The 16,917-nt window shown below is 72.1% G+C and carries 12 protein-coding genes; 3 read left to right on the top strand and 9 right to left on the bottom strand.

Annotated features, from left to right (window positions below):
* The first annotated feature begins 159 nt into the window (after positions 1 to 159).
* Positions 160 to 1,260, top strand: a complete 1,101-nt coding sequence (locus ABT403_RS24640; RefSeq protein ID WP_344166380.1) for a S1C family serine protease — start codon at positions 160 to 162, stop codon at positions 1,258 to 1,260.
* A 76-nt stretch (positions 1,261 to 1,336) separates the two neighbouring features.
* Here the strand turns inward: ABT403_RS24640 and ABT403_RS24635 are convergent, their stop codons facing one another.
* Entirely contained in the window at positions 1,337 to 3,376 is a 2,040-nt protein-coding gene (locus tag ABT403_RS24635) for a M4 family metallopeptidase (RefSeq protein WP_344166379.1), read from the bottom strand.
* Positions 3,377 to 3,774: 398 nt separating this feature from the next.
* Between ABT403_RS24635 and ABT403_RS24630 the strand changes: the two genes are divergently transcribed.
* Positions 3,775 to 5,166: a S53 family peptidase gene (locus tag ABT403_RS24630; RefSeq protein WP_344166378.1), complete on the top strand. Its 1,392-nt coding sequence runs from the start codon at positions 3,775 to 3,777 to the stop codon at positions 5,164 to 5,166.
* A gap of 22 nt (positions 5,167 to 5,188) precedes the next feature.
* Here ABT403_RS24630 and ABT403_RS24625 read toward each other — a convergent pair whose 3' ends face one another.
* The 8 genes from ABT403_RS24625 to ABT403_RS24590 form a co-directional block, all read right to left on the bottom strand.
* Entirely contained in the window at positions 5,189 to 6,184 is a 996-nt protein-coding gene (locus ABT403_RS24625; protein WP_344166377.1) for an alpha/beta hydrolase, read from the bottom strand.
* 241 nt (positions 6,185 to 6,425) lie between these two features.
* Complete coding sequence (locus ABT403_RS24620; RefSeq protein ID WP_344166376.1) at positions 6,426 to 9,377, bottom strand: right-handed parallel beta-helix repeat-containing protein; 2,952 nt, start codon at positions 9,375 to 9,377, stop codon at positions 6,426 to 6,428.
* Positions 9,378 to 9,465: 88 nt separating this feature from the next.
* The gene (locus ABT403_RS24615) at positions 9,466 to 10,482 is read right to left on the bottom strand and encodes a TIGR03842 family LLM class F420-dependent oxidoreductase (RefSeq protein ID WP_344166375.1); all 1,017 of its coding nucleotides are present in this window, start codon (positions 10,480 to 10,482) and stop codon (positions 9,466 to 9,468) included.
* 56 nt (positions 10,483 to 10,538) lie between these two features.
* Positions 10,539 to 11,939: a dihydropyrimidinase gene (gene hydA, locus ABT403_RS24610; protein WP_344166374.1), complete on the bottom strand. Its 1,401-nt coding sequence runs from the start codon at positions 11,937 to 11,939 to the stop codon at positions 10,539 to 10,541.
* 10 nt (positions 11,940 to 11,949) lie between these two features.
* On the bottom strand, positions 11,950 to 13,245 hold the full coding sequence (locus tag ABT403_RS24605) for an aspartate aminotransferase family protein (RefSeq protein WP_344166373.1): 1,296 nt from the start codon (positions 13,243 to 13,245) through the stop codon (positions 11,950 to 11,952).
* Positions 13,242 to 14,084, bottom strand: a complete 843-nt coding sequence (locus ABT403_RS24600; protein ID WP_344166372.1) for a nitrilase-related carbon-nitrogen hydrolase — start codon at positions 14,082 to 14,084, stop codon at positions 13,242 to 13,244. Before ABT403_RS24600 ends, ABT403_RS24605 begins: the two co-directional genes overlap by 4 nt.
* 409 nt (positions 14,085 to 14,493) lie before the next feature.
* Complete coding sequence (locus ABT403_RS24595; RefSeq protein ID WP_344166371.1) at positions 14,494 to 15,735, bottom strand: hypothetical protein; 1,242 nt, start codon at positions 15,733 to 15,735, stop codon at positions 14,494 to 14,496.
* Between the two features lie 97 nt (positions 15,736 to 15,832).
* Entirely contained in the window at positions 15,833 to 16,084 is a 252-nt protein-coding gene (locus ABT403_RS24590) for a helix-turn-helix domain-containing protein (RefSeq protein ID WP_344166370.1), read from the bottom strand.
* A gap of 64 nt (positions 16,085 to 16,148) precedes the next feature.
* On the opposite strand from ABT403_RS24590, the gene map reads away from it, so the two are divergent.
* Positions 16,149 to 16,916: a type I methionyl aminopeptidase gene (map, locus tag ABT403_RS24585; RefSeq protein WP_344166369.1), complete on the top strand. Its 768-nt coding sequence runs from the start codon at positions 16,149 to 16,151 to the stop codon at positions 16,914 to 16,916.
* Position 16,917 lies beyond the last annotated feature (1 nt).

Here is a 16,917-nt window from a genome sequence, read left to right as displayed (position 1 = left end):
CCCCACCGGGTTCCCCGGCGCCCGGGCGGACACCGGATGACGGCCCGGTGAACCCGGGCCGCCGCGCGGTACGGGCCTCCCGGCGCCAGCAGGACACGTGCCGGGGGCGGGGCTAGCCTGGAAAGGGGTCGTCCGTGCGTGAAGAAAGGCGGCGGGCTCATGAGGGGACGACGCACCGGAAACGCCCTGGCGATCGCCACGGCGGTGGTTCTCGGAACCGGCGCGGGGTTCGCGGCGGGCGGAGGGGTCGCCTTCGCCGACGACCTCTCGCCCAAGGAGATCTACGAGCGCGCCGCGCCGGCCACGGTGAAGATCTCGGGACCCAAGGGGGACGGCAGCGGGATCATCTACGACGCCCAGAAGGGGCTCATCGTCACCAACGCGCATGTGGTGCAGGGGGAGCCGTCCTTGCGGGTCACGGTGGAGGACCGGGCGCCCGCGGCGGCCCGCGTGCTCGGGATCGATCCCTGCGAGGACCTCGCCGTGCTGGAATTCTCCTCTCCCCAACCGGATCTGAAACAGCTGAAGTTCGGAAAGAGCGCGGACGTCGGGGTCGCCGACACCGTCACCTCGCTGGGCTATCCCGCCACGTTCGAGAAAGAGGGAACGTCACAGAAGCCCGTGTTCACCACGGGCGCCGTGCAGAATCCGGACGTCAAGGACGCCGTTCCCGACCCGTCCCTGCCGCGCTACCCCGCCACGCTCCAGCACTCCGCCACCGTCAATCCGGGTAATTCCGGCGGACCGTTGCTCAACGGGAAGGGGCAGGTGGTCGGGATCAACACGCTCGGCAACGGGAACGCGGGAGTGGAGGGGCAGTTCTACGCCATCAGCAGTGACCACGTCCGGCCGCTGCTCGACACGCTGGCCTCCGGCGAGAAGAGGAACGACCCGGGATGGGAGCTGGCGTACCTGCACGACCCCACGCTGCCGGACACCTTCACGGCCGAGGACGCCCCCACGATCGAGAAGATCCAGAAGCAGTTCAAGGACGTCGAAGGGATGCTCGTCACCGATGTGCACCGCAATTCCCCGGCCGAGAAGGCGAAGCTGCAGCAACTTGACGTCATCACCGACGTCAAGGGCTCTCCCGCCGCCTCCTTCGCGGACGTCTGCGACGTCCTTCAGTCCGCCTCTCCGGGTGAAACGGTGCCGCTGAGCGGGATCTACACCCAGTCGTTCACCGACGAGGCCGGCAAGCCGGTCAAGGCGGGCGAGGCCTGGGACGCGAACATCGTCCTGGACAAGAGCGGCAAGTAGCTCCAGCGGGTTCTACGCGACGTGCCCGGAGCCTGGTGAGGCTCCGGGCACGCGCGGCACGCTGCGGAACGGTCGATCAGAAGGTGAGCTTGAAGTCGGTGATCGTGCCGGTGTCGGCGGCTCCCTTGTCCTGGACCTTCAGCTTCCAGGTGCCGTTCGCCGCCACGGCCGAGGCGTTGACCGTGTAGGTCTTGTCCAGGTTGGCCGTGGAGTCGGACGAGGAGTTCTGCAGGCGGAACGAGGTCCCGTTCGGGGCCACGAGGTCGATCTGCAGGTCACCGATGTAGGTGTGGGTGATCTTCACGCCGACCTTGAGGGTGCTCGGCGCGTTGCCGGTGATCCCGGTGACGTTGACCGACGAGGTGACGGCCGGGCCGGGCGAGTCCGGGATGGCCACACGGGTCGTGCTCTCGAAGACGTTCCCCGGGGTGGGGGTGCCGCCGCCGGAGCGGGCGCCCACGTTCACGGCGGCCCAGGCGTCGGTGACCCCCTTGACCTCGGCGCTGCCGGCACCGTAGAGCTCGGTCGCGGCGGCGATCGTGCCCTCACGGGCACCCGCGTAGTCCGTGCTGGAGTTGAACTTGCTGGTGAGGGCCTTGTACCAGATGAGCTGGGCCTTGTCCCGGCCGATGCCGGTGACGGGCAGGCCGTCGGAGGTCGGCGAGTCGTAGTTCACGCCGTTGATCGTCTTGGCGCCGGAGCCCTCGGAGGCCAGGTAGAACCAGTGGTTGGCCGGCCCCGAGGAGTAGTGGACGTCGAGGTTGCCGACGCCGGAGTACCAGGCGTCGGCGGAGCCGCCGTCCTTGCTCGGCTTGTCCATGTAGCGCAGCGGGGTGCCGTCGCCGTTGATGTCGATCTTCTCGCCGATGAGGTAGTCGCCCGGGTCACTGGGGTTGTTCGCGTAGAACTCGACCGACGTGCCCATGATGTCGGAGGTGGCCTCGTTCAGGCCGCCCGACTCGGCGCTGTACTCGAGGCCGGCGGTGGCGGCGGTGACGCCGTGCGTCATCTCGTGGCCGGCGACGTCCAGCGAGGTCAGCGGGTCGTTGTTGCCCGTTCCGTCGCCGTAGGTCATGCAGAAGCAGCTGTCGTCCCAGAACGCGTTGACGTAGGCGTTCCCGTAGTGGACCCGGGAGTAGGCGGCGACGCCGTCGCCGCGGATGCCGGAACGGCCGAAGACGTTCTTGTAGAAGTCCCAGGTGACCCCGGCGCCGTAGGCGGCGTCGGCGCCCGCGGTGGCGGCGTTGGAGTTGGCGCCGTTGCCCCAGGTGTCGGTGGTCTGGGAGAAGAGCGAACCGGTGCCGGACGTACCGTGGTTCAGGTTGTACGTCTTGTGGCCGCCGCGGCCGGCGTCGTTCAGGGTGAAGTTCGAGCCGGACTTCGAGGAGCCGAGGGTGACCTGGCCGCTGTAGTGGGTGTTGCCGACACCGGTCTCGATGCCCTGCCACTGGTGCAGCTTGGCGCCGGTCTTGGCGTCGGTGATGACGTGGAGCTGGTTGGGGGTGCCGTCGTCCTGGAGGCCGCCGACGACGGTCTCGTAGGCCAGGGTGGGCACGCCCTTCGCCATCCACACGATCTTGCGGGGCGCGAAGTCGGCCTTGTCGGCCTTGGAGCCGACGGCCTTCGCGGCGTCGAGGGCCTTGGCGGAGGCGGCCGCCGGGGCGTCGGCCGGGGCGTCGGTGGCGACGCCCGTCAGCTGGGCGGTGTTCGCCTTGCTCACGCTCTGGGTCTTGTCGGCCGCGGTGCGGTTGACGACCAGGTCGCCGCCGAGGACGGGGAGGCCCTCGTACGTGCGCTCGTAGCGGGTGTGGGTGGTACCGTCCTGGTCCTTGACGACGTCGCGGACGACGAGCTTCTCCTGGGCGCCGAGGCCGAGTTCCTTGGCCGTGGCGGCCGTGGTGCTCTGGGCCTTGGCTATGAGCTCGGCGCGCTGGGACGGGGTGAGCTGCGCGGGCAGCGCGCCCGGGTTGCGCGGCTGGCCCTTGGCGGCGGCCTGGTTGGCGGAATCGCCGGGCTGCGCGCTGGCGTTGCCGGCCTGGACGCCGACGGTGAGCAGGGCGGCTGCGGCGAGCAGGGCGCCGGTGGCGGTGGCGTTCCGCCGGTGCGTGGACTTCACGCGGACTCCTTCTGCGTGTGGGGGGTGGAACCGGGCAGCCGGGATTCCGGCCGCTCGGGCAGAGCGGTGCGGAGCTTTTGGGTGTTGGGGATGGGGAGAGGTTGCCAGCGTTCTCCAAGATCGCCATGGACACATCAACTATTGGCCGAAAGCAGTCCGAATTTCGATGCAACGCGTTCGCTGAGCGGACACACCCGGGCGGGATGAACGGGTGGATACGCGGTGATTTCCCGGCGACTCGGACATGGCTCGTCTCGGAACTCGGATCGCGATGGCGTATTTCGCATTCAGGTAAAGCGTTCGACATCAAGCGTCAAACATCCTTGTCCTGCACATGACTTGGCGGGTGTGATCACGGGAGCCGCTGCGAGCGGCGCCACCCCCCAAGGGAGTCTCCGATGCACCCGATCCGTCGTACGTGGCCGCGCGCCGGGGTCACCACGGCCGCCGCCCTGGGCCTCGCGCTCACCGCCGCGGCCGCCGCCCCGGCGGCCGGCACCGCGACCGCCGCGCACACCTCGGCCGTCCCGCGGACGGCGGCCCGCCCGGCCGCCGCCGGCCACCAGCTGGTCCGCGCCGTGGGCAGCCCCCTCTCCATCGAGGAGTGCCGGGCCAAGTGGAAGATCGCCTGCTACAACCCGCTCCAGTACCGCGAGGCATACGGTCTGAACCCGCTCTACAAGGCGGGCATCACGGGCAAGGGCCGCACGATCGTCATCGTGGACTCCTTCGGCTCGCCGACCGTCCAGCACGATCTGGACGTCTACAGCGAGCAGTTCGGGATACCCAGCACCAAGGTGCAGGTGGTCAAGTGGGGGAACGTCCCGAAGTGGGACCCCCGGAACGCCGACATGCTGGGCTGGGCCGGCGAGACCACCCTCGACGTGGAGATGGCACACGCGGTCGCACCGGACGCGAAGATCGTCCTGGTGGAGACCGCCGTCGCCGAGACCGAAGGCACCACCGGGCTCCCGGAGATGATGGACGCCGAGAAGTTCCTGATCGACCACGGCATCGGCGACGTGATCACGCAGAGCTTCGGCGCGACCGAGAACACCTTCCCCGGCTTCGGCCGGGGCGACTTCTCCAGCATCCGCAAGCTGCGCTACGCCTTCGAGGCCGCCGCCCGCAACCACGTCACCGTGCTCGCCTCCTCCGGGGACGGCGGCGCCACCGACAACACCGCCGACGGCACGGGCTACTACCACGAGCGGGTCAACTCCTGGCCCTCGTCGGACCCCCTCGTCACCTCCGTCGGCGGCACCCGGCTGCACCTGGACGACAAGGGCGTGCGGACCGCGCCCGAGAGCGTCTACAACGACAACGGCGCGGGCGGCGGCGGCCAGTCCCACGTCTTCACCCGCCCCGCCTTCCAGAACGGCGTCAAGAACGTCGTCGGCGACCGGCGCGGCACCCCGGACATCTCGATGGCCGCGGCGGTCGACGGCGGAGCCTGGATCTACTCCAGCTTCGACCCCACGGCCACCGGCTGGGACGTCTCGGGCGGCACCAGCGAGTCCAGCCCCCTGTTCTCCGGCATCGTGGCCCTGGCCGACCAGGCCGCGGGCAAGCGGCTGGGCGACATCCACGAGGCGCTGTACCGCCTGTACGGGCGCTCCGGCCACGACCGCTCCACCGGCATCGTCGACGTCAACGACGGCACGGACAACAGCTACCAGGGCGTCACCGGCTACACCGCGGTGAACGGCTACGACATGGCGACCGGCGTGGGCACCCTGGACGCGTCCCGCTTCGTCCCGGCCCTGGCCCGCGAGGGCCGGCGCGGCTGACGCTCCCCCGCCCCGCCGCGCGTCAGTCGGCGGCGGGGCCCGCCAGGTTCCTGGTGAGCCACTGCAGGACGTCCGGGATCATCTTCTTGAAGTCCGAGGTCAGGTGCTTGCCGCCGGGCTGCTCGTAGTACTCGACGGAGACCGGCGGGACGGCCTTGGCCACCCAGCCCTTGACCACGCCCTTCTCGTACGGGTCGGCGCCGCCGGCCGTGACCAGCACCCGCACGTCGGCCTTGCCCTGGGTGACGAGCTGGTCGGGGTCGTTGGCCGCCTTCTCGGCGCTGTGGCCCCTCCACAGGAGGGAGTCCGGGACGAAGTAGCCGTCGATCGGCACCGCGGCCTTGTAGACGTCCGGGTGCTGGAGGGCGAGCTTGGCGCTGCAGAACCCGCCGGTGGAGGCACCCATGACGCCCCAGCCGTCACGGCCCTTCAGGGTCCGGAAGTTCGCGCGGACCCAGTCCGGTATGTCCTGGGCCATCCAGGTCCCCATCTTGGGCTGGCCCGGGATGTCGGAGCAGTCCAGCGCGTTCTTCTCGTCAGCGGTGAAGTTCTGCACCGGCATGATCATGATGAACGGATGGGCCTTGCCCTCCTTCACCAGCCGCGCGTCCTCCTCCTGGACGGGCAGCTGGCCGCCCGCCCAGGTGTTGTAGCCGTTGCTCTGGCCGCCCGCGTACAGGGTCAGCACGGGGAAGCCGGTCCTGGCGTACTTGGGGTCGTTGTACTCGGGCGGCAGCCAGACCCACACCTGGCCGGTCACACCGGACTTCGGGCCGGCCAGCCGGGTCATGAAGACCGGGCCCGCGGCGGTGTCCCGGACCTTGGTCATGGCCGGGGCGGGGCCCGTCGGCATCTGCACCTTCCGCTCGGCGGGGGCGGACTGAGCCGCCGACGGTGCGGCGGCCGGGGCGGGCGTCTTCTTCGCCTTTTCGGGGCTGCCGCAGCCCGCGAGCGAGACGGCCAGGGCCAGGGCGGCGCCGGTCAGGACGGCGCGGGAACGGGACAGCTGTCTGTGCACGGTGAGACTCTCCGACCGGTGAAGCGCCCGGCCGGGTCTGACGGGGCGGCGGCCCCCCGCGGGGCCGGGCATACCCGGGGTACGACGCCGGTGCGGCCCCCCGGGGTGCTGGGCGCCGGGTTCCCGGGGGAACCCCACCGCCCGGCGGCTCCTGCGGTGGCATCGGCCGGAACGGACGGGTTGCGCCTGCTGCGGCAGCTTAGCCCGAACCGGCCGGCCCGGCGGCAGCGGCCCCGTGCCGCTACCGGGCGGCGTCCTGCGGGAGGAGGACGCGGAGATCGTCCAGTGTCGCCTCCCGGCCGCCGCGTTCCAGGGCGGCGATGCGGCCGGCATGGGCGCTCTTGACCTCGTCGAAGAGCTTCCTGATCTCGCGGGCGTTGCCCTGGGCGAACCGCTCGGGGTCGGCGGCGATCTGGGCGCGGACCGCCTGGAGCGTGGCGTCCGGGGTCTCGAACCCGGACCGCTCCGCGTGGTGGGCCAGGATGGTGAGCAGCTCCTCGGGGCTGTAGGCGGGGAAGCCGATGGTGGCCGAGAACCGGGAGGCCAGGCCGGGGTTGGCGTCGAGGAAGGACGTCATCTCGTCGGTGTAGCCGGCGGCGATCACGACGACCTCCTCCCGGTGGTCCTCCATCAGCTTCACCAGGGTGTCGATCGCCTCCTGCCCGAAGTCGTGTCCCGTTCCGCCCCGGCGGGCCAGCGTGTACGCCTCGTCGATGAACAGGACGCCGCCACGGGCGCGTTCGAAGTGCTCGGCGGTCCGGATGGCCGTGCTCCCGACGAACTGCCCGACCAGGTCGCTGCGGGACACCTCGACCACCTGGCCACGGGCCAGGACGCCGAGGGCGGCGAGCAGGGAGCCGTACAGGCGGGCGACGGTGGTCTTGCCGGTGCCGGGGGGACCGGAGAAGATCAGGTGGCTCGGCATCGGTTCGGCGGGGAGTCCGGCCTCCCGGCGCCGCCGGGTGGTGATGATCAGGTCGGTCAGGCCGCGGATCTCCGCCTTGATGCCCTCCAGCCCGACCATGGCCGAGAGCTCCGCGAGGATCGTGTCCAGTTGCCCGGAGTCCCTGGCCTCCGTGAACCGTGCGCCCAGTCCGCGGTCGACGACGCCGTCCAGGTCGTCGGGCAGGAGCAGGACCAGTTCCCCGGGCGACGGCGTGTCCTCGCGGTCGGCCAGCCTGAGCGCCTGCTGTTCGAGGGCGGCCTCGAAGATCCGCCGGGCCTCCCGTCCGTTGCCGAAGGTCTCGGTGCGCCGGGCCTGCTGGAAGTGGGCCGCCAGCGCGGCCCGGGTCGGCCGGGCCAGCTGGAAGCCGTACTGCCCGGCCAGCCGTTCGAAGATGGCGACCAGCTCGTCCGGGCTGTAGTCCTCGAACTCGATGGTCCGGGAGACCCGGGATTGCAGGCCCGGGTTGGCAGAGAGGAACTCGCGCATCTCGGCCGAGTAGCCAGCGAAGACGACGACGACCTCGTCCCGGTGGTCCTCCATCAGCTTGACCAGGGTGTCGATCGCCTCCTGCCCGAAGTCGGCACCGGTGCCGAACCGCCGGGAGAGGGCGTAGGCCTCGTCGATGAACAGCACGCCGCCGCGGGCCCTGTTGAAGGCGGCGGTGGTCATCGCGGTCGTCTCGCCGAGGTGTGACCCGACCAGATCGGCGCGGGAGACCTCGGTGAACCGGCCGCCGACGACCACGCCCAGTGCGGCCAGCAGCCGTCCGTAGACGCGTGCGACGGTGGTCTTCCCGGTACCGGGCGATCCGGAGAACACCATGTGCCGGCCGATCACGGGCCCCTCGGGCAGCCCCGCCGCCCGGCGCTGTTCGGCGACCCGCAGGAACATGACCAGCTTCCGGATCTCGTCCTTGACCTCCCGCAGCCCGATCATGCCGTCCAGTTCGGCGAGGAGCTCGTCCACCGCCTCGGCCGTCACGGGCGATTCCGTCCGGGCGGCCCCGCCCGGTGCGGGGGTAGCGGCCGGCGGGGCCGGGGTCTGAGCCTGAGCCGGCGCCGCCGTCGGCACGGGCGGCACGTCGAGGCGGTCTTCGGCCTTGTTGCCCTTCGCCTCCAGTCTCCGGATCTCGACGTGGGAGCCCTGCGCGGTGATGATCCCCGGGCCCTCGGTGTCGGCGACCTCGCAGCCCTGGAGCACCACCCGCGCCCCGGGGTCGACGGCGATGCCGACCCTGCCGCTGCGTTCCACGATGGTCCCGTCCATGACCAGGGAGCCGTCAGCCGTGACACCCGCTCCGACGTCGGACTCCGAGATCCTTCCCCTGACCAGGGACGTCTTGGCCCGGTCTCCGGCCAGGACCCCGTGGGCCCCGGCCCGCACGAACTCACAGTCGGTGAGGGTGACGGTCGCCCCCTCGTCCGCCGAGGCCCCGTGACGCTTGGCGTCCCTGACGGTCATCCGGGCCGCGGTCAGTGCGCCGGAGGTCGTGGACCAGACTCCGTCGAGCTCCGGGTCCGCGACGAGCAGGCCGTGGACGTCGGCCCGCCCGCTGTCGCGGACCACCAGGCCACACTGGGTGGAACGGTGGATCTCGCTGGCCCGGATGGCGGTCTGCGCGTGTTCCCGGACCAGGATCCCCGCCTCCCCGGCATCCTCGACCCGGCACTGTTCGATCAGCGCGTTGACTCCCGAGGCCACGAGGATGCCGTGTTGCGCGGCACCCTGTACCAAGGTGTTGCGGACGCTGACCCGGCTGCCGTCCCGCAGCGCGATACCGCATACGGCGGAGCCGGTCACCGTGGTTCCCTCGATCAGGCCGGCGGCATCGGAGTAGACGACGGCCCCCTCCCGCACCGTGCTGTGCTGGAGGAAGAGTTCGGACCCGCCCCAGGCGCTGACGGCGTTGCCGGACTTGGCGAGGAACTCGCAGTCCTCCACCACCGCCGTGCCGCCGGCCACTCCCAGCGCCCGGCCGCTGTCGTGCCAGTTGCGCAGGACCAGTCCCCGCAGCGTCACGTGGCCTTCCACCTGGAAGTTGTACGCGGCGGCCCCGTCGATGACGACCGATCCGCGTCCGCCGAGCGCGGCGATGACGACCGTGCCCCAGCAGCGGAGGCCCTCGGTCCGGTAGTGGCCCGGCGCGACGTCGATCAGGACCGGTCCCGCCGGCCTGGTGACCTCCAGCGCTTCCAGGATCGTGCGCAGCCCCCTCGGGTCCGTCTGCGACACCAGCAACCTGAACATCAGCCCCCCGTTTACCGCTACCGACCGCGCTCCTGATCGTATGTCAGGAGCGCGGCCTTCCGGGGCAGCCGTCGGGTCCGGCGGAGCGTCAGCCGGTGAAGGCCGGGATCACCCGCGTGCCGTAGGCGTCGATCACGGCCTCCCGCGCGTCGTGCATGGCGTAGACCGCGAACTGGTCGACGCCCAGATCGCGCAGGGCGCGCAGCTTCTCGACGTGGGCCTCGGCCGGGCCGAGCAGGCAGAAGCGGTCGACGATCTCGTCCGGGACGAAGTCGGTGGACGGGTTCCCCGCGCGGCCGTGGTGGCTGTAGTCGTAGCCCTGGCGGGACTTGATGTACTCGGTGAGTTCGTCGGGCACCATGCCCGAGTGCTCGCCGTAGCGGGAGACCAGGTCGGCGACGTGGTTGCCGACCATGCCGCCGAACCAGCGGCACTGGTCACGGGCCTGGGCCAGGGCGGCCGGCGAGTCGTCGGCCGTGACGTACGCCGGTGCGGCGACGCAGATGGTGACCGACGCCGGGTCGCGGCCGGCCTCGGCGGCGGCCTGCCGTACCGCCTTGACCATCCACTCCGTGAGGAAGGGGTCGGCCAGCTGGAGGATGAACCCGTCCGCCTTCCGGCCGGTGAGGGCGAGGGCCTTGGGACCGTACGCGGCCATCCAGACGGGGAGCTTCCCGTCCTTGATCCAGGGGATGCGGAGCGGGTTGCCGTCCACGACCGCCTCACGGCCTTCGGCCAGGTCGCGGATGACCTCGATGGCCTCGCCGAGGCGGGCCAGGGTGTTGGGGGCGCGGCCGGCGACCCGCATCGCCGAGTCGCCGCGGCCGATGCCGCAGACGGTGCGGTTGCCGTACATGTCGTTGAGGGTGGCGAAGGTGGAGGCGGTGACCTCCCAGGTGCGGGTGCCCGGGTTGGTGACCATCGGGCCGATGTGCAGCTTGCTCGTGTTGGCGAGGATCTGGCTGTAGATGACGAACGGTTCCTGCCACAGTACGGCCGAGTCGAAGGTCCAGCCGTAGCGGAAGCCGTTGCGTTCGGCGCGCTTCATCAGGCTGATCACCTGGGAGGCGGGCGGGTCGGTCTGCAGGACGAGGCCGAAGTCCATGCGGTGCTCCTTGCTGGGGACTACGGGGGCCGGGGCGTGCGGGCCCCGGCCGCCCCCTAGAGGTACTGGCAGGTGGAACGGTGGACGAAGGCCCCGTGCCCGGCCCGGCCGGTGTACTCGCGGCGGTCGATGACGAGTTCGCCGCGCGAGAGGACCGTGTCGACGCGTCCGGTGATCCGCCTGCCCTCGTACGCCGAGTAGTCCACGTTCATGTGGTGGGTCTCGGCGGAGATGACCTGCTCGGCGTGCGGATCGTAGAGGACGATGTCGGCGTCGGAGCCCGGCGCGATGGTGCCCTTCTGCGGGTAGAGGCCGAACATCCGGGCCGGGGTCGCGCAGGCGATCTCGATCCAGCGGCGGCGGCTGATGTGCCCGTCCAGGACGGCCTGGTGCAGGAGGTCCATCCGGTTCTCCACCCCCGGAAGCCCGTTGGGGATCTTCGAGAAGTCACCGCGGCCCAGCTCCTTCTGGCCCCGGAAGCAGAACGGGCAGTGGTCGGTGGAGACCACCTGGAGGTCGTTGGTCCGCAGGCCGCGCCAGAGGGCCGCCTGGTGTTCCTTCGGTCTCAGCGGGGTGGAGCAGACGTACTTGGCTCCCTGGAAGTCCGGCTCGGCGAGGTTGTCGGTGGACAGGAAGAGGTACTGCGGGCAGGTCTCGCCGAAGACCGGCAGGCCCTTGTCCCGGGCGGCGGCCAGCTCCGCCACCGCCTCCTGCGCCGACACGTGCACGACGTAGAGCGGGGAGCCGGCGACCCGGGCGAGCTGGATCGCCCGGTGCGTGGCCTCGGCCTCCAGCAGCACCTTGCGGACCTCGCCGTGGTGGCGGGGGTCGGTCTCGCCGCGGGCGAGGGCCTGTTCGACGAGGACGTCGATGGCGATGCCGTTCTCGGCGTGCATCATGATCAGCCCGCCGTTGCCGGAGGCCCGCTGCATGGCGCGCAGGATCTGCCCGTCGTCGCTGTAGAAGACGCCCGGGTAGGCCATGAACAGCTTGAAGGAGGTGACGCCCTCGCCGACGAGGTGGTCCATCTCCTTCAGGGTGTGCTCGTTGACGTCCGAGAGGATCATGTGGAAGGCGTAGTCGACCGCGCAGTTGCCGTCGGCCTTGGCGTACCAGGTGTCGAGTCCCTCGCGCAGGGAGCGGCCCACGCTCTGTACGGCGAAGTCGACGATGGTGGTGGTGCCGCCCCAGGCGGCGGCGCGGGTGCCGGTCTCGAAGGTGTCGGAGGCGGAGGTGCCGCCGAACGGCAGCTCCATGTGGGTGTGGGCGTCCACACCGCCCGGGATGACGTACTTCCCGCTCGCGTCGATCGTGCGGTCGGCCGTCCAGGCCCCGGCGGCGGCCGAGCCGGTGGCGGCGAGGGCCGCCACGCGGCCGTCCTCGACGAGGACGTCCGCGTGGAGCTCGTCGGCGGCGGTGACGACCAGGCCGCCTCTGATCAGGGTGCGGATGCTCATGTCGGTCCCCCTACTCGATGCTGCGGAGCGCCTGTCCGAGGATCTCGGCCCCCTCTTCCGCCTCGGCGACGGTGAGGGAGAGCGGCGGGGCGATGCGCAGCACGCTGGTGTCGTGCCCGCCGCCCTTGCCGATGAGCAGGCCGCCCGCGCGGGCCGCCTCCAGGACGGCGGCGGCCGCCTGCGGGTCGGCCCGGTCGGTGCCGGGCTCGGTGAGTTCCAGTCCGGCCATCAGGCCCCGGCCGCGCACCTCCCGTACGGCGGGCGAGGCGGCGGCGATGGCGCGCAGCCGCTCCAGGAGGAGGCCGCCGACGCGGCGGGCGTTGCCCTGGAGGTCGTGGTCCAGGAGGTACGCGAGGTTGGCGAGGCCGGCCGCCATGGTGACGGGTGAACCGCCGAAGGTGGAGATGGAGTTGGAGTCGAGGCAGTTCATCACCTCGGCGCGGGCCACGACCCCGCCGACGGACATGCCGTTGCCGATGCCCTTGGCGAAGGTGAGGATGTCGGGCGGGCCGCTCCGCGCATGGGCCTGCCAGCCCCAGAAGTTGTCGCCGGTGCGGCCCCAGCCGGTCTGCACCTCGTCGCTGATCCAGAGGATGCCGTGCCGGTTCAGGACCTCACGGAACGCCCCGTACAGGCCGTCGGGGGGTGAGGTGAAGCCGCCGACGCCCTGGACCGGCTCCGCGATGAGGGCGGCCACTCCCCCGCGCGCCTGGCCGAGCACGTCCTCCAGGTCGGCTACGGCGGCGGCGGTGAAGGCGGCGTCGTCGAGGTGGGCGAAGGGGCCGCGGGTGCGGACCGCGCCGTGGACGTAGTAGGTCTGGAGCGGGGAGAGGCTGGTCGGGGACCAGCCCCGGTTGCCGGTGATGCCGACGGTGGAGAAGGACCGGCCGTGGTAGCTGTTGCGCATCGCCAGGATCTGGTTGGAGCGGCGGTACGTGGTCGCGAGCAGCAGGGCGGTGTCGTTGGCCTCGGTGCCGGAGGTGGTGAAGAAGACGCGGGCGTCGGGGATGCCGGACAGGGCGGCGACCCGTTCGGCCAGCTCGACCATGGGCCGGTTGAGGTAGAGGGTGGAGGAGTGGATGATCCGCCCGGCCTGCTCGGCGACGGCCTTGGTGACCTCGGGCAGGGCGTGGGCGGTCATGGTGGTGAGGATGCCGCCGAAGAAGTCGAGGTAGCGGTTGCCGTCGGCGTCCCAGACGTGACGGCCCTCGCCGTGGGTGAGCTCGACGGGGCGGTCGTAGTAGAGCGCGAGCCAGTCGGGCAGGACGGTGCGGTGGCGGCTGTGCAGGGGGGTCGGGTCGGTCACGGCTGAACCAGTCCTCCGTAGGCGTCGGGGCGGCGGTCGCGGTAGAAGGCCCACTGTTCGCGGACCTCCTTGATCAGGTCGAAGTCGAGGTCCCGGACGAGGAGTTCCTCCTCCTTGTCGCTGGCGACCTCGCCGACGAACTGGCCGCGGGGGTCGACGAAGTAGCTGGTCCCGTAGAAGTCGTTGTCGCCGTACTCCTCCTGGCCGACGCGGTTGATGGCGGCGATGAAGTACTCGTTGGCGACGGCGGAGGCCGGCTGTTCCAGCTGCCACAGGTACGCGGACAGGCCGCGGGAGGTGGCGGAGGGGTTGTATACCAACTGGGCGCCTGCGAGCCCGAGTTGGCGCCAGCCCTCGGGGAAGTGGCGGTCGTAGCAGATGTAGACGCCGACGCGGCCGACGGCGGTGTCGAAGACGGGCCAGCCGAGGTTGCCGGGGCGGAAGTAGAACTTCTCCCAGAAGCCCTTGACCTGCGGGATGTGGTGTTTGCGGTACTTGCCGAGGTAGCTGCCGTCGGCGTCGATGACGGCGGCGGTGTTGTAGTAGAAGCCCTCGCTCTCCTTCTCGAAGACGGGGACGACGATGACCATCCCGGTCTGGCGGGCGAGTTCCTGCATCCGCCGGACGGTGGGGCCGTCGGGGACGGGCTCGGCCCAGCGGTAGTGCTCGGGGTCCTGGACCTGGCAGAAGTAGGGGGCGTTGAACACCTCCTGGAAGCCGATGACCTTCGCGCCCTGGGCGGCCGCCCGGCGGGCGTGCTCCTCGTGCTTGGCGATCATCGACTCGGTGTCTCCGGTCCAGGTGGCCTGGACGAGTGCGGCGCGGACGACTTGGGCCATGAGCTGCTCCTCGCGACGGTACCGCCGACTTCTACGCACGTAGACGGTGTGCGTAGGGAGTCGAAGGTAGGCCTCGTCACAGCGCGGGGCAAGACCACCTTGCGCGGTTGGAGTAGTCGATCAAGTTACGTCGCCACGCGGTCGTTCGCGGTCACCGGACGACCGATTCCCGTGGACGGCACCCCGCACCCCGACCACGCGGCCGGGGCGCCCACGCGCCCGGGGCGCCCGGGAGGCCCGGAGGGCTAGGTCGTCTCTTTCGGATCTTGCCGGTCAAGCCCGCGTCGTTCGGTGCCGTGCATCGGCGCCTTGGCGGGGCGCCGGAGTACTGGACGTACTTGGCGCCCCGCCAAGGCGGCGAGGTGCGGTGCCGGGCGGCGCGGGTCAGGCAAGATCCGGAAGAGACGGCCTAGGCGACCGGGAGGCCGGACACGCGCAGGGTGTGGGAGAGGTCGCGGTGGCGGGCGGCCGAGAGGGCGCGGGCCGCGCGCAGCAGGCGGGGGGTGAACCAGTGCGGGTCGTGGCGGGCCAGGGCGGCCGCCTCCTCGGCGGTGCGCAGCCGGACGAAGGCCTCCAGCAGGCCCTGGGTCTCGCGGTCCCGGCCGGCTCCGCCGAGGGCGAGGGCGGTTTCGGCGACCTGGGCGGCCGGGCGGGCCACGCCCTGGCGCAGCATCCGGTCGGCGTCGGCCCCCCGGCCCGCGTCCGCGAGGGCTCCGGCGGCCTCGGCGAGCCGGCCGGGCGGGAGGGAGGCCGTCTCCCAGAGCAGGGTGTCCCAGTCGGCGGCCAGCCCGGCGTGCCCGAGCTCCTCGGCGAGTTTGGGCAGTTCCCCGGCGGGCCACAGCGCGGCCTCGCACAGCAGCGCGTGCGCCTCGCCGCCGCGGCCACGGGCCCGCAGGGTGAGCAGCTCGGCGACGAAGGCCCCGCGCGCGACCCCCCGGGGCACGGCCCCGCCCCGGCCGGGCTCCGCCCGCGCGGAGGCCCCGGGTTCCACGGCGGCCGCGGGCTGCGCGGGGAGCCGTTGGGCCGGCGCGTCGTACCGGGCGTCCGGGCGTCCCCGGCGGACCGCTCGCGGGTCGGCCGCCCCGGGCCCGCCCGCCACCGGCCGGCCCGAAGGGGCGGCGGCGGGCTCGGGTTCGCGTGGGCGGGGGACGGCCGGGAGGGGGCCGAGGGCGGCGAGGCGGGTGCGCAGGTCCGCCTGGCGGGACCTCGCGCGGAGCGCGTCGTCGCGGGTCCAGGCCAGTTCGCGGGAGAGGGCCTCGGCCCGCGCCGGGTCGGCCGTGGCGCCCAGCCGGGCGGTCAGGGCGTTCAGCGCCTCCTCCACGGCCGTCCGCTGCCCGGTGGCCGTGGCGAGGAGTGTCCGCAGCTCCCGCGCGCCGCCCGGGCGCGCGTCCCACGCGGCGACGGCGGCGGCCCGCAGGCCCGCCGCGTACGCCGTCTCCTCCCCCGCCGCCGGGCCGGGCGGGAGGTCCGCCAGGAGGGATTCCAGTACGTCCCACGGCGGTACGGCGATCCCTTCGAGGCAGGCCCGCATCCCCTCCGGGTCCCGCCGCAGGAATTCCCCGTACCAGCCGGTGCCGGGATCCAGTCTCTGCGTCAGCCCGCGCAGATAGTCCGTGAGTTGCCCGATCACCAGCGCAGTCGGCGTCTCCATCCCCGCATTGCACCCCACCCGTGTTACGGGCGCGCTACGGGAGTCTCAAGCCTTGACGGCGAACCCGCGTCGGCCGGAGCGGAGCGGGCGGCGGCCGTCAGGCCGGGACCAGCGCGCAGCGGCGTACGACCTCGTCCAGCGAGAGGCCGAGCGCGCCGGCGAGGGCGGCGACCGTGAAGAAGGCCGGGGTCGGGGCCCTGCCCGTCTCGATCTTGCGCAGGGTCTCGGGCGAGAGGCCCGCGCCGGCGGCGACCTCGACCATGCTGCGGCCGCCGCGCGCCTCGCGCAGCAGCGCACCCAGCCGCTCGCCGCGCTCGCGCTCTTCGGGGGTCAGGGGGGTTCGCACCATGCCGCCATCCTACCCCGCGCGCCGATAACTATCCCGTTAAACTTATACCGGTATAGTTATCGGCATGGTGCACCTGAAGACGGACGAAGCGATCGACGAGATGCGTGCCGCCGGCCGGGTGGTCGCGCACGCCCTGACGGCCGTACGGGAGGCCGCCCGGGTCGGCACGTCCCTCCTGGAGCTGGACGCGGTGGCCCGCGCGGTCCTGCGGGAGGCCCGGGCCACCTCCCCCTTCCTCGGCTACCGCCCGCACTTCGCCCCGGTGCCCTTCCCGGCGGTGGTGTGCGCGTCGGTGAACGACGCGATCGTGCACGGCGTCCCCGGCGACTACCGGCTGCGCGACGGCGACCTGGTCAGCATCGACTGCGGGGCCAGGCTGCGCGGCTGGGTCGGCGACGCGGCCGTCAGCTTCACCGTCGGCCGGGCCCGCCCCGCCGACCTGCGGCTGATCGCCACCGCCGAGGCGGCCCTGGCGGCCGGTATCGCCGCCGCCGTCCCCGGCAACCGGATCGGCGACATCGCGCACGCCGTCGGCAGCGTCTGCCGCGCCGCCGGCTACGGCATCCCGGAGGGCTTCGGCGGACACGGCGTGGGCCGCGGCATGCACGAGGACCCGGGCGTCCCCAACGAGGGCCCGCCGGGGCGCGGCATGAGGCTGCGCCCCGGCATGGTCCTGGCGATCGAGCCGATGCTGATCGCGGGCGGCGGGGACGACTACGTCTGCGACCCCGACGGATGGACCCTGCGCACCACCGACGGCTCGCGCGCCGCGCACGTGGAGCACACGGTCGCGATCACCGCCGGCGGCCCCAGGATCCTCACCGCCCTGTGAG

The sequence above is a fragment of the Streptomyces sp. NPDC000075 genome, from assembly GCF_040301925.1.
GTDB classification, from domain to species: Bacteria; Actinomycetota; Actinomycetes; order Streptomycetales; family Streptomycetaceae; genus Streptomyces; species Streptomyces polychromogenes.
The sequence above is the reverse complement of the archived record's forward strand: the minus strand, read 5'-3'. Positions and strand labels throughout refer to the sequence as shown.

What these genes read in the sequence shown, in the direction of transcription:
- ABT403_RS24640 (WP_344166380.1), top strand. Translation starts at nt 160, where the DNA reads ATGAGGGGACGACGCACCGGAAACGCCCTGGCGATCGCCACGGCGGTG.
- ABT403_RS24615 (WP_344166375.1), bottom strand. Translation starts at nt 10,482, where the DNA reads ATGGACTTCGGCCTCGTCCTGCAGACCGACCCGCCCGCCTCCCAGGTG.
- hydA (WP_344166374.1), bottom strand. Translation starts at nt 11,939, where the DNA reads ATGAGCATCCGCACCCTGATCAGAGGCGGCCTGGTCGTCACCGCCGCC.
- ABT403_RS24620 (WP_344166376.1), bottom strand. Translation starts at nt 9,377, where the DNA reads ATGTTCAGGTTGCTGGTGTCGCAGACGGACCCGAGGGGGCTGCGCACG.
- ABT403_RS24590 (WP_344166370.1), bottom strand. Translation starts at nt 16,084, where the DNA reads ATGGTGCGAACCCCCCTGACCCCCGAAGAGCGCGAGCGCGGCGAGCGG.
- ABT403_RS24600 (WP_344166372.1), bottom strand. Translation starts at nt 14,084, where the DNA reads ATGGCCCAAGTCGTCCGCGCCGCACTCGTCCAGGCCACCTGGACCGGA.
- map (WP_344166369.1), top strand. Translation starts at nt 16,149, where the DNA reads ATGGTGCACCTGAAGACGGACGAAGCGATCGACGAGATGCGTGCCGCC.
- ABT403_RS24595 (WP_344166371.1), bottom strand. Translation starts at nt 15,735, where the DNA reads ATGGAGACGCCGACTGCGCTGGTGATCGGGCAACTCACGGACTATCTG.
- ABT403_RS24630 (WP_344166378.1), top strand. Translation starts at nt 3,775, where the DNA reads ATGCACCCGATCCGTCGTACGTGGCCGCGCGCCGGGGTCACCACGGCC.